At 73.3% G+C, this 11,922-nt stretch carries 14 protein-coding genes and 1 pseudogene; 8 read left to right on the forward strand and 7 right to left on the reverse strand.

Annotation, left to right across the window (positions count from 1 at the left end; translation table 11 throughout):
* The 3 genes and pseudogenes from ACWGH4_RS20445 to ACWGH4_RS20455 all read right to left on the reverse strand — a co-directional run.
* Positions 1-294: pseudogene (locus tag ACWGH4_RS20445) on the reverse strand (ABC transporter); the annotation flags it as partial.
* Positions 291-1,193 carry an ATP-binding cassette domain-containing protein gene (locus tag ACWGH4_RS20450; RefSeq protein ID WP_453462740.1) on the reverse strand — a complete coding sequence of 301 codons (903 nt, stop codon included), beginning with the start codon at positions 1,191-1,193 and terminating at the stop codon, positions 291-293. The pseudogene ACWGH4_RS20445 and the gene ACWGH4_RS20450, both read right to left, overlap by 4 nt.
* An 11-nt stretch (positions 1,194-1,204) precedes the next feature.
* A complete protein-coding gene (locus tag ACWGH4_RS20455; protein ID WP_453462743.1) occupies positions 1,205-1,882 on the reverse strand; it encodes an AIM24 family protein in 678 nt (225 codons plus the stop codon).
* Between the two features lie 71 nt (positions 1,883-1,953).
* On the opposite strand from ACWGH4_RS20455, the gene ACWGH4_RS20460 reads away from it, so the two are divergent.
* Both ACWGH4_RS20460 and ACWGH4_RS20465 read left to right on the forward strand, forming a co-directional pair.
* The gene (locus tag ACWGH4_RS20460; RefSeq protein WP_453462746.1) at positions 1,954-2,814 is read left to right on the forward strand and encodes an aminoacyl-tRNA hydrolase; all 861 of its coding nucleotides are present in this window, start codon (positions 1,954-1,956) and stop codon (positions 2,812-2,814) included.
* Between the two features lie 81 nt (positions 2,815-2,895).
* On the forward strand, positions 2,896-3,330 hold the full coding sequence (locus tag ACWGH4_RS20465; protein ID WP_453462749.1) for a DUF6892 domain-containing protein: 435 nt from the start codon (positions 2,896-2,898) through the stop codon (positions 3,328-3,330).
* A gap of 33 nt (positions 3,331-3,363) precedes the next feature.
* Here the strand turns inward: ACWGH4_RS20465 and ACWGH4_RS20470 are convergent, their stop codons facing one another.
* From ACWGH4_RS20470 to ACWGH4_RS20485, 4 genes are read right to left on the reverse strand one after another with little or no spacing between them, the layout of a single operon-like run.
* Positions 3,364-3,789: a DUF6010 family protein gene (locus ACWGH4_RS20470; RefSeq protein WP_453462752.1), complete on the reverse strand. Its 426-nt coding sequence runs from the start codon at positions 3,787-3,789 to the stop codon at positions 3,364-3,366.
* Positions 3,786-4,073 carry a hypothetical protein gene (locus tag ACWGH4_RS20475; RefSeq protein WP_453462755.1) on the reverse strand — a complete coding sequence of 96 codons (288 nt, stop codon included), beginning with the start codon at positions 4,071-4,073 and terminating at the stop codon, positions 3,786-3,788. The genes ACWGH4_RS20470 and ACWGH4_RS20475 overlap by 4 nt, the downstream gene beginning before the upstream one ends.
* A gap of 2 nt (positions 4,074-4,075) precedes the next feature.
* Positions 4,076-4,537 carry a hypothetical protein gene (locus tag ACWGH4_RS20480; protein WP_453462758.1) on the reverse strand — a complete coding sequence of 154 codons (462 nt, stop codon included), beginning with the start codon at positions 4,535-4,537 and terminating at the stop codon, positions 4,076-4,078.
* The gene (locus tag ACWGH4_RS20485) at positions 4,534-4,686 is read right to left on the reverse strand and encodes a hypothetical protein (protein WP_453462761.1); all 153 of its coding nucleotides are present in this window, start codon (positions 4,684-4,686) and stop codon (positions 4,534-4,536) included. Before ACWGH4_RS20485 ends, ACWGH4_RS20480 begins: the two co-directional genes overlap by 4 nt.
* Before the next feature lie 209 nt (positions 4,687-4,895).
* Between ACWGH4_RS20485 and ACWGH4_RS20490 the strand changes: the two genes are divergently transcribed.
* From ACWGH4_RS20490 to ACWGH4_RS20515, 6 genes are all read left to right on the forward strand, one after another.
* Positions 4,896-5,834 (forward strand): GlxA family transcriptional regulator, encoded by a 939-nt coding sequence (locus ACWGH4_RS20490; RefSeq protein ID WP_453462764.1) that lies wholly within the window; start codon positions 4,896-4,898, stop codon positions 5,832-5,834.
* A gap of 88 nt (positions 5,835-5,922) precedes the next feature.
* Positions 5,923-6,408, forward strand: a complete 486-nt coding sequence (locus tag ACWGH4_RS20495; RefSeq protein ID WP_453462767.1) for an excalibur calcium-binding domain-containing protein — start codon at positions 5,923-5,925, stop codon at positions 6,406-6,408.
* 304 nt (positions 6,409-6,712) lie between these two features.
* The gene (locus ACWGH4_RS20500) at positions 6,713-7,501 is read left to right on the forward strand and encodes a DUF4142 domain-containing protein (protein ID WP_441264903.1); all 789 of its coding nucleotides are present in this window, start codon (positions 6,713-6,715) and stop codon (positions 7,499-7,501) included.
* Positions 7,502-7,647: 146 nt separating this feature from the next.
* Positions 7,648-9,312, forward strand: coding sequence for a DUF692 domain-containing protein (locus ACWGH4_RS20505; protein ID WP_453462771.1), 1,665 nt, complete (start codon positions 7,648-7,650; stop codon positions 9,310-9,312).
* A gap of 5 nt (positions 9,313-9,317) precedes the next feature.
* Positions 9,318-10,277: a TIGR04222 domain-containing membrane protein gene (locus ACWGH4_RS20510; RefSeq protein WP_453462774.1), complete on the forward strand. Its 960-nt coding sequence runs from the start codon at positions 9,318-9,320 to the stop codon at positions 10,275-10,277.
* Between the two features lie 127 nt (positions 10,278-10,404).
* A partial coding sequence (locus ACWGH4_RS20515) for an alpha/beta hydrolase (protein WP_453462776.1) occupies positions 10,405-11,922 on the forward strand: 1,518 nt, incomplete at its 3' end.

Below are 11,922 nucleotides of genomic sequence, written 5' to 3' on the forward strand. Positions count from 1 at the left end.
GCCCAGGACCGCCGCGCACAGGGCGGCGGTGAGCAATGAGGCCAGGTGCGCCCGGGGCGCGCCGACGGCCGCCGCCGTCACGCTCCGCGCGGCCGGCGGCTCCTGCGTGGCGCAGATCCGCACGAGCCACGCGGTGACCGGGAGCAGCGCGGCGGCCGCATATCCGAGGGAGTCCAGGACCGGTCCACCGCCCTGGACGCCGACGGCCAGGAAGGCGCCGTAGAGCAGTACGGGCGGCAGCCAGCGCTGGGAGCGCAGGAGAAGGGCGGTGTGGTAGCGCAGAAGTGCTGTCATGTCGTCGTGCCGGGTCCTGTCGGGCGCGCGGTCGTCGCTGCGGCTGCCGTCGCGGAGGCGTTCGCGACCGGTTCCACCGCACCCTCCAGATGCAGGATGTGCCACGGCGGCCGGGCGGTGAGCAGCGCCCGCAGCAGGGCGTCGGAGTGCCCGGCCGGGACGGTGAACACGGTGCCGCCGTCCTCTCCCGCGACGGCCTCCGGATCTCCGGGCAGCCCGTCGGGCAGCGGTGCTCCGGGGCGGCCGACCGCCACGATCCGCGCCCACCGGCCCGGCTCCCGCCCGGCGCGCGACGGACCGTCGGCCGGCAGCTCCTCGACCCGGCCGTCCCGTACGCGGAAGACCGCGTCGGCCGCCTCGGCCGGCCGCCGGGGGTCGTGGTCGACGTGCACCACCGAGGCGCCGGCCGTGACCAGTTCGGCCACCGCGAGGTCGAGCTGCTCGCGCGCCGGGGTGTCGAGGCCGGTCCATGCCTCGTCGAGCACGAGCAGTTCCGGGCCGGCGAGGAGCGCCTGGGCCACGGCGACCTTCTGGCTGGTGCCCTTGGACAGTTCGCCGAGGGGCGTACGGGCGTATGCCGCGGCCCCGAAGCGTTCGAGCCACTCGGCGGCACCGGCGGCCGCCGCCCGCCGCCCCAGTCCGTGGATGCGGCCCAGATGCGTCAGGTAGCCGGCTGCGGTGAACGGCAGGGCGGCGGGGAAGCGTTCGGGGACGTAGGCCGTGCGGGGCCGGCCGGTGATCCGGCCCTCGGAGGGCGCGTCGATGCCGGCGAGCAGCCTCAGCAGCGTCGACTTGCCGCTCCCGTTGGCACCGTCGACGCGGACGAGGGTGCCCGGGCGCAGGTCGAGGTCGACCCCGCGCAGCACCCAGGGCCCGCCGAGGCCGTAACGACGGCCCACCTGCCGGAGCTTCAGTTCTGTGTCGCCTTCTGCGGGGTGAGCTCGCTGGGCCGGACGATGACGAAACCCTCGCCCTCCAGCTTGAGTTGCACCGCTTCGCCCGAGCCGCCGCGGATCATCGAACCGACGGACTGCGAGCGGTGCAGCGACGTGTGCAGTTGGGCGCTCCAGCCGACGACGGCGTCCGTGTCGACGAAGACCGGCTGCTGGTGGCTGACGGGGATGACGATCGGACTGCCGTCGCAGATGACGCCCAGTTTCCCGTAGCCGGTGAAGAGGCTGTTGAAGAGGCCGCCGCCGGTCATGCCGGCGCCCTTGACCGTCTTGATCTCGTACGACAGCGTCGCGTCGAAGCAGAGCACGTTGCGCCCGTTTATGGTGAGCGCGTCGCCCTGCTCGATGTCGACGATGAAGCAGTTGGCCGCTTCGTGCGCGAACCACGCCTCGCCCTGGCCGCGCACGGCCATCAGCGGCAGGCCCTCGCCGGTGACGGCGCGCTTCAGCATGCCGCCGATCCCCTGGCCCTTGCGCTCGAACTGCAGATTTCCGCGAAAGGCGATCATCGAGCCCTGCCGCGCGTGCATCTCGCCGTTGACCGCGTACTTGATCGACTTGGCGTTCTGCAGCGTCATTCCGGGCACGGTGGCCTGCTGTGCCATGTTCTCTGTGGAGAAAAGATCGCTCTTCATGGGGTGCATCGTCGCCCGGAGGGTCCCGTTCCGCCAACAACCCCACGGCGGGCGGCTGGCAGACTGGCGGCGTGAGCAGCGAAGACCTCCGTGAAATCCGGCCCGACAATCCCTTCAGGCACCGGGCAGAGTCCCGTGACGCGGCACCGCAGTTCGTCCTGCCTTTGGTGGTGCGCATAGAGAAGTCGGGACCGCCGTCCCGTACCGACGCACTGGAGACCGCCGCGCGAGCGGTCCTCGAGATCCTCGCCGACGAGCGCTCCACCGGAGAGGGCGAGTGGGCGCAGGCCGTGCGGGACTGGCAGGACGCCCGTATCCGCAAGGTCGTCCGCAGGGCCCGCGGCGCGGAGTGGCGCAAGGCCGGCATGCTCCCGGGGATCACGGTGACGGGCGCGGGCGGCCGGGCGGCCGGGTCCGGCGGGGCGACCGCGACGGACCTCGCGACCGGGACGTCCCCGGCCGTCGCGGCAGACGCCGCGGACGCGGCCGCCGGACCCTCGTCGGCACCGGCAGCGGTTCCGGCAGAGGTGCGGGTCTTCCCGCCGGTGCCGCTGGACGGCTGGCCGAAGGAACTGGCCAAGCTCCAGGTGTCCGGGACGGAGCTCGACGACCCCCGCCCGCCCGCCGCCCCCGACCGGACCCGTCCCGTCCTGTGGCTGAGCCCGGAGCTGGAGATGTCCGCGGGCAAGGCCATGGCCCAGGCCGGCCACGGAGCCCAACTCGCCTGGTGGGAACTGTCGGACGCGGACCGCGAGGCATGGCGGGAATCGGGCTTCGCCCTCTCCGTGCGCACCGCCGATCCGGCGGACTGGCCGGCACTCACGAAGAGCGGGCTGCCGGTCGTGCGCGACGCGGGCTTCACGGAGATCGCTCCCGGCTCGTGCACCGTCGTGGCCGACCATCCCTCGCTCCGCGGCGGGCAGTGCGCCTAGGCCAGGGCACCGGCCGGTCCCGGTCGGGCCGATCACGGGTTGGGCGGCGGGGCTGTCGGCGCCCGCTGATATACGTGAGCCATGACGGTCTTTCGTGACTTCAACTTCAAGCTCCTCGTCGTCGAGAAGCTCATGTACTGGGACGAGACGCTGTCCCCGGCGTTCAGCCTGGAGCAGCACATGCGGGCGCGCGGGGTCGAGGACCTCGCCGCCTATGTCGAGGAGAACGAGCTGGAGTACACGGTGCTGGACGAGGCCCGGAAGTACTTCGAGGACCTGGACATACCGGCGGACCTGCTCGCCACCGTGGACGAGCTGACTTTCGACGGCGGCCACCAGGTCTTCATGGAGTGCGCCCCGGTCTGGGACGGCGAGGACGACCTCTTCGACGTGCGTCGCCTCGACGACCTGGACCTGCTGCCGAATCTCAAGCTCTTCACCGGGAAAAGCGAGTTGGAGCACATGGTCCCCGGCGCGCTGGAGGTTCTCGCGGCCCGGGGCATCGCCGCCCGCTGACGGCCGGGCGGCCCCCGGGAGTCGGGTCTTCGCCTACGAGGGTGGTGCGTGCTCCGCGGTGCGGGGACGCCCCGTCCGGCCGCGGACGAGACCGATCAATGAGGGGCCGCCCCTCAGGCACCACAGGGCGATGACGGGATCGCAGACCGCGCAGGCCAGGGACGAGTCGTGGGAGAAGGGCACGATCGGGTTGCCCTTGAAGTGGTGGACCAGGTCCCAGGCGGTGTGCAGCAGCCAGGCGACGCCGATGAACGTCCAGGATTCCAGGCCCCGGTAGGCGACGTAGGTGATGACGGCGGTGGCGAGGAACTCCCAGCCGCCGAGGCCGCCGCCGCTCAGATAGGCGGCACCCGCCCCCGCCACCATGATCGCGTTGAAGCGGCGTCGGTGCGGTTCGCGGATCAGGGACATCGCGAGGGCGTAGAGGACGCCGACGAGGATCGGCGAGAGGTAGGTCATGACCGGGTCGCCTTCTCGGGGTTCGGGCGGACGGTGCCGGGGCGGTCGAGCCGCCGCAGGACGAGGAGGCCGCCGATGCCGGGGACGACGGCAGCGGCCTTGGTGAGGGTCGTGGCCCGGCGCAGGCGCCATGTCGCGACCACGACGAACAAGTAGGCGCAGCCGTGGGTGGGCCCCAGCAGGGAGGAGACCGGTCCGAGATGAACGGTGGCGAGGTTGGCCGTCATGACCACCAGTGAGACGAGCTCGGCGAAGGCGGCGATACGCAGGGGCCGCAGGGTCACGGTCACACTCCTGTGGTGGAGCCGGGGCGGATGATCATCAGGACGGTGACCGTGGCCCACAGCAGGTTGAAGACGCCGGTGAGCATCGCGAGGCGGCCCGGTGACGCGGGGTCCGAGCCGGAAGCCTGCGCGGCGGCGAGGGCGGCCTCCTGGGCGGGCAGGATCAGCAGGGCGAGCAGGCCGGCGGCCGCGGCGGTCAGAAGGATCGAGGCGATCAGCCAGGCGCTGCCGAGGACGCCGAGGCTGCCGGCCGTGGCGAATCCGAAGACGGGAACCGCGATGCCGACGGCCGCGTAGACACGGCAGATGCGGTGCAGCATCCGCAGGGTCGTGAGCGCCTCCCCGTCGCCCTCGCCGCTGTGCGCGTGGCGCAGCGCCTTGGGGAACATGCTCGCCGCGACGGTGACCGGACCGATGGCCACGACGGCGGCCAGGACATGCAGGATGAGGAAGAGTTTCGTCACTGTCGGGGCTCCCCGGCCGCGCGGACGACGCCGAGCGTCCGGCCGGAGGGTGCGCCACCCGGCGCCGAGCCGCCGGCGTCCGGCACCGCGTGGAGAGCGGTGGCAGCGCGCGGATCGAGGCCGTGGGACACGTCGGTCTGGGCATGCATGGAGGGGTCCTTCGTATGCGGGAGGTCCGGTCGTCCGCCGGAGACGCCACCGAAGCTATCCGGCTGCCACGATGTCTCCCAGTGGCATCAGTGACACCTTTCAACGAGATAGCGCCAACTCCCGGGAACGGCCTCTGAACTGCACCGGGACGGAGATCCAGGGGGCGGCCGGCCGGAACCACCGCCCGGCGAGGAGGTACTTTCCCGCCATGCACACCGTCGCCGTTCTCGCCCTGGACCAGGTGATCCCCTTCGACCTGTCCACCCCGATCGAGGTCTTCACCCGCACCCGGCTTCCGGACGGGCGCGCCGGCTACCGACTCCGCGTGTGCGCCGAACAACCGGAGATCGACGCCGGCACGTTCACCCTGCGCGCGCCGTGGGGACTGGAAGGGCTCGAGGGCGCGGACACGATCATCGTGCCCGGCACCGCCGCCCCCGCGGCCCCGCTCTCCCCCGCCGTCCATGCCGCGCTGCGGTCCGCCGCCGAGGACGGCACGCGCATCGCCTCCATCTGCTCGGGCGCCTTCCCGCTGGCCGCCACCGGTCTCCTCGACGGCCTGCGGGCCACCACCCACTGGGTCGCGGCAGACCTCCTGGCCGCCGCCCACCCGGACGTCGAGGTCGACCCGGACGTCCTGTACGTCGACAACGGGCAGATCCTCACCTCGGCGGGCGCGGCCGCGGGCCTGGACCTGTGCCTGCACATGATCCGCCGCGACTACGGCTCCGCGGTCGCCGCCGACGCCGCCCGGCTCTCCGTGATGCCCCTCGAACGCGAGGGCGGACAGGCGCAGTTCATCGTCCACGACCACGCGCCCACCCCGCAGGGCTCCGCACTGGAGCCCCTGCTCGCCTGGCTCCGGGACAACCTGGCCCGCGACCTCACGCTGGCCGGCATCGCCGACCACGCCGGGACCAGCACCCGCACCCTGATCCGTCGCTTCCGCGAACAGACCGGCACGACCCCGCTCCAGTGGCTCCACCGGGCCCGCATCCGCCGGGCCCAGCACCTGCTGGAGACCACCGACCACTCCGTCGAACGCATCGCCGCCCAGGTCGGCTTCGGCTCCCCCACCGCCTTCCGTGACCGCTTCAAACGCACCACCGGCGTCTCCCCGAGGACCTACCGCCGCACCTTCGGCTGAGGCCCGGATTCAACTACTCCGATTTTCCTCCTTTTTGGTCCTCCGCCCGCTACGGTGAGTCTTCACACAATCTGCACAAGGGGGGACCTTGAGCAATCGGTACACCACCAGTCCGCCGCCGCCCGGCCCCGTGCCCGCCGGGACGCAAAGGCCGCTGTGGAAGATGAAGCGCACCTACGCCGGCGGACTGCTGATCATGGCGCTCGGCTTCGGCTGCGGTGGTGCCGCAGCCTCCGACGACTCCGGACCGGCCGTGGCGGCCGCGAAGCCGAGCCCCGGCCCGACCGTCACCGAGACGGTCACCGCGACGGCGACCACCACCGCGACGCCCGCCCCCAAGGCCACCGTCACCGAACCCGGTCCCACCGTGACCGTGACGGTGACCAGGACGGAGACCGCCGACCCCTACGACAGCGGTGACAGCGACTCCGGCAGCGGCGGTGACGCGGACGTGTACTACGAGAACTGCGCCGCCGCCCGGGCCGCGGGGGCCGCGCCCGTCCGCCGGGGCGAGCCGGGCTACGGCAGCCACCTCGACCGGGACAACGACGGCACCGGCTGCGACTGGGGGTGACGGGCAACGCCCGCCCGGACCCGAACCCCGCGGCGGGCAGCGGTGGTCGGCCTCCCGTGAGGCCGGGACCGCGGCGACCGCGGGCGGCCGGTCCCTGAGCGCGACAGGCCGCGCAGCGCACCCAGCGGCCTCACCGGCACCGGACGGGCGCGCCGTTGAACAGCCGGGGCCCCGGCTGCGTACTTCCGGGTACCGCCCAGTAGTTTGACCGGCTAAGTTCGACCGGCAGGCGGCCGGCGGGCTGACCGGCCATTCAGCAGGGCGGTTGGTTGCCGTGTAACGCATCGGCTCTGGAGGCACATTGTTGCGGCGCATCAACGGAACAGCACTCATCATCGCGGCCCTGGTCGTCACGGTCGGGGCGCTCGCGTTCCCCGTGTGGTCCTACGCCGACCGTTCCGGCACCGGGCAGGACAATCTGAACGCCTCGAGCGTGGCGACCCAGTGGGGGCCGCTGTCGGCCACCGACCGCGACTTCCTGGTCAAGGTGCGGCTCGCCGGCCTGTGGGAACTGCCCGCCGGGCAGCAGGCGATAGAACGCGCGCCCACCGAAGCGGTCAAGGCGGCCGGCGACCACCTCGTCGTCGGCCACACCGACCTCGACAAGCGGGCGCGCAACGTGGCGGCGCAGCTGGGGGTCGAGCTGCCGAACCAGCCCACCGAGCAGCAGCAGGGCTGGCTGCGTGAGCTGTCCGCCGCGCAGGGCGAGGAGTACGAGCGGAAGTTCGCGCAGCTCCTGCGGAACGCGCACGGCAAGGTCTTCGCGCTGATCGCCCAGGTCCGCCACACCACCCGTAACACGCTGATCCGCCAGCTCGCCTCGGACGCCAACCAGACGGTGCTCGACCACATCACGATGCTCGAGCAGACCGGCCGGGTCGACTTCGACGCCATCGCCAACGAGGCGGCGTCGGGCGCCACGGCCAGCCCGAGCGGTCCCCCGCCGCCGGACGGCAATCTGCCGCCCGCGCCGGCCCCTGTCACACCGACCGGGGACCAGTCGTTCACGTCACGGCCGTCACCGCAGCCCGGTGCGCCGACCGCGGTCAACACCGACCGCCCGGCACCGCAGGATCCCGTCCCGGCGGGGTGACCGGACGGTCCTGCGCGTGGCAGGAGGTTCCGGTCCGCGGGCCGGAACCTCAAATCAACCTCTGAACGTCCCCTCCTTCGGATTCACCCGCTCGTGCGGGGGCCATGACCCTGGCACGTCACACGTCGGGCGTGGAGGAGGGGACCATGGAACTCGGCATCGGAATCGGCTGGCGGCCGGAGATCTCGGACACGGTGGAGCGGCTGCCGGACCTCGACTGGGTCGAGGTCGTCGCGGAGAACGTCTGCCCCGGCCACCTGCCGCCCGCGCTGCTGCGACTGCGCTCGCGCGGCGTCCGCGTCGTCCCGCACGGCGTCTCGCTCGGACTCGGCGGCGCCGACCGGCCGTCGGAGCGCCGCCTGGCCGATCTGGCCGAGCGGGCGGAGGCACTGGACGCGCCGCTGGTCACGGAGCACATCGCGTTCGTGAGGGCGGGCGGCACGCTCACCGCCTCCTCCGTGCTGGAGGCCGGTCATCTGCTGCCCGTCCCCCGCACCTGGGACGCGCTCGCCGTGCTCTGCGAGAACGTGCGCATCGCGCAGGACTCGCTGCCGGTGCCGCTGGCGCTGGAGAACATCGCGGCGATGTTCTCCTGGCCCGACGAGGAGCTCACCGAGGGCCAGTTCCTCGCGGAGCTCGTGGAACGCACGGGGGTACGGCTCCTGATCGACGTCGCCAACCTCCACACCAACCACGTCAACCGCGGCGAGGACCCGTCGGCCGCGCTCGACGAACTGCCGGTGGAGTCGATCGCGTACGTCCATGTCGCGGGCGGCGTCGAACGCGACGGCATCTGGCACGACACGCACGCGCACCCGGTGACGCAGCCGGTCCTGGACATCCTGTCCGGTCTTCGGGCCAGGGTGAACCCGCCGGGAGTTCTGCTGGAGCGCGACGACGACTTCCCGGCGAGCTCGGAGCTGGAGCGGGAACTGGCGACGATCCGGGCGACGTTGGAGGCGGCGGGTGGTCCCGTGGCGTCCGGCCGGTGCGCGGCCCCGCGGGTCCGGGCCGGGGCGGGTGGCCGCGGGGGCGCGGGCACGCCTGCGGCGGGCCTGTTCCCCTCCCCGCCCCTTCCCGAACCGGGGGCTCCTCCCCCTACGCCTGGCGGCGTGGGGGGACCCCCACCGGACCCCTGCGCCTCAAACTCCCCCTACGGCCTGGCGGCCGTGGGAGGTGCCCCCAGCGGGGCTGATTTCGCGGAGCGAAATCCAGCCCGCCCGGCGCTTGAGGGCACTGCGCGGAGCACGGTACGGGGTCCGGGGCCAGCCCCGGTTTCGGGAAGCGGCGGGGAGGGGAACGGCTCCGCGCAGCGGTCCCACCCGCACAGCCCCACCGCCGCCACGGCCACGGCCACCACCACCGCCACCGGCGTCGCCGCCGCCCCCACCACGGAACCGCCCCCCGCCCGCCAGCGCGTCGCGCTCACGCAGGCCGCGCTGCTGTCCGCGCTCGTCGCGGGCACGCCCGCGCCCGAGGGGTTCGACGCACGGCGCCTGCGCGTGCAGAGCCGCGCGCTCACCGCGAAGCGCGCCGACGTTGTCGCGAAGATCGCGCCCGAGCTGCGCGAGATCCTCGGGACCGACTACCGGTCCGCCTTCCTCGCGTACGCCAAGGACCGCCCCATGCACGCCGGTTACCGGCGCGACGCGCTCGACTTCGCCGAGCACCTGCTGGCGTCCAGACGCCCGCAGGACAGCGCCGCCCGGCGAAGGCTGAGCCTGTGGTGGCAGGAGCGCAGTGCCCCCCGTCCGCCGCGCGGGGCGACCCGCCTGGTCCGCGTGGCCCGTGCCGCGCTCGCGGCGAGGTGAGCGCCATGGACCTCGTCGCGCTCGCCGTCCATCTCGCCGTCGGCCTGTCGTCCCTGTTCCTGATCATCCGGGTGTCCGCGGCGCAGCCCGCCTCCCCGCACGGCGCGGCGAACGTCCACGACGTGTACGAGGCGGCCTTCCTCGCGGGCGGCCCCGGCCGCGTCGTCGACGCCGCGCTCACCGCCCTGCACAGTGACGGCCGGATCGCCGTCGGCTGGCCCGGAGTCATGTCCGTGGTGCGGCCGGTCGCGCAGGACCCGGTGGAGCGTGCCGTTTTCTCGGTGCTCCCCTTCGCCCCGAACGGAGCGCTGCACACCGTGCGCCTCCACACCATGCGCAGCCCCGCCGTGCAGGAGCTCGGTGACGTGCTCGCGGCACGCGGACTGATGGTGCCGCCCGGCCACAGCACGGGCCTCGCGAGGTGGGGCAAGGTCCAGAGCGTGGTCTGCTTCCTCGGCCTCCCGGTGGCGTTCGTCGTCACGGTCGCCGCATTCGTCGGTGACACGTCCGGCGGGTCGGGGTCGCCATTCGTCTTCCTGCTCTTCCCGATGCTGATCGTGGGCGCGCTGATCGGCGCGACCCAGGCGGGCCGCGCCCGGCGGCGGGTCACCGCGGCGGGGCGGCGCGCGCTGGCGGCGTACCGCCTGGCGCACTCGCGGACACGGGATCCGGCCGGCCTGGTCGCCCTGCAGGGGGTGCGCGGCGTGCCGGACTTCGCCCTGCGACGGCAGCTGGGTGCGGCGGTCCGGGTCCGCGGTTCTGCGGGCGGCGGGGCGGGTGACCCGTCGCTGTCCGCGCTGTACGTGGGCGAGGCCGTGTGGTGCGCCGGTTCGTCTCCCGACTCGGGAGGCGGCTCCGGCTGCGGCGCGTCCGGCGGTTCCGGCTGCGGCGGATCAGGGGGTGGCTCCTCCTGCGGCGGCTCCTCCGGCTCCAGCTGCGGCGGAGGCTCCGGCAGCAGTTCCTGACGGGACGGCATCGGGGTCATTGGCCCCGACACCGCCGGGCGGTGCTTTACTTCACGAACCGCCCCTGCCCAAGATCCCTTTCGTCCCGTGGCCGCCGCCCGGCCGCCCCGCGCATGAAGGGAACGCGATGAGAACAGCCGCGAAGTACGGGGCCGTGGCGGGCCTCGGTTCCTTGCTCCTCACGTCGGTCGCCGTCGCCCCCGCCGGCGGTACGACGACCACCGACGCCGCCGCCCGGGGCACCGCCCTGGCCGCCCAGCGCGCGGCGGCGGCCGGCATCGACTTCGGCCGCTGCCCCGCCGCCGAGAAGCTGCCCGACACGGTCCGCTGCGGCACCGTCGAGGTCCCGCTCGACTACGCCGATCCGTCGGGCCGCCGGATCGAACTCACCGTCAGCCGGGTGCGGGCGAGCGGCGGGAAGTCGCAGCGGCAGGGCGCCTTCGTCTACAACCCGGGCGGCCCCGGCGCCTCCAGCATGTCCTTCCCGCTGGCGGCCGGCCTGCCCGAGTGGAAGCGGATCGCCGAGGCGTACGACATCGTCGGCTACGCGCCCCGCGGTGTCGGCCGGTCCGCCCCGCTGTCCTGCCAGGAGCCCGAGGACTTCCTCAAGGCCCCCACGCAGGCCCCGACGCACCCCTCCCTCTCGTACAAGAAGGAGCGCATCGCGCAGGCGCGGGCCTACGCGAAGGGCTGCGCCGACAGGACCGGCGCGGCGCTGCGCCACTACACGTCGCTGAACAACGCCCGCGACCTGGACGTGCTGAGGGCGGCGCTCGGCGAGAAGAAGCTGACGTTCATGGGCGCCTCCTACGGCACCTACTTCGGCGCCCTGTACGCGACGATGTTCCCCTCCCATGTGCGCCGCATGGTCTTCGACTCGGCGGTCGACCCCGACCCCGAGCAGATCTGGTACCGCAACAACCTGGACCAGTCCGAGGCCTTCGAGAGCCGTTGGGCCGACTTCCGTGCCTGGGTGGCGAAGCACGACAGGAAGTACGGGCTCGGCGCGACCCCCGAGGACGTGGCGCGCAGCTACGAGGAGGTGCGGGCCCGCCTCGAACGGGAGCCCGCGGGCGGCACGGTGGGTCCGGGCCAGTTGCACGCGGCCTTCCTGGGGGCCGGGTACTACGACGCCTACTGGCCGCTGCGGGCCGGCGCGCTGTCGGAGTATCTGAAGGGCAACCCGGAGCCGCTGATCGAACAGGCCGCGCCCGAGCCCGGCGGGGCGAAGGAGGCGGAGAACGGCAACGCCGTCTACACGGCGGTCGAGTGCAACGACGCCCCGTGGCCGGAGGACTGGCTCACCTGGGACCTGGACAACTCGCTGCTGGCGAAGCGCGCGCCGTTCGAGACCTGGGACAACGTGTGGATGAACCTGCCGTGCGCCTTCTGGCAGGAGCCCCGTCAGCAGCCGCTGGACGTCCGCACGGAGCCGGGGCAGCTGCCTCCGACGCTGATCCTGGCGGCGGAGCGGGACGCGGCGACCCCGTACACGGGAGCGCTCGAACTTCAGCGGCGGCTGGCCGGCTCGGTGCTGGTCACGGAGGAGGACGCGGGGACGCACGGCATCGGCGGCGGCAGCAACACCTGCGTCAACAAGCACCTGGAGGACTATCTGCTGCGGGGTGAGACGCCGGTGCGGCGC

It is taken from the genome of Streptomyces sp. NPDC054847 (assembly GCF_053610925.1).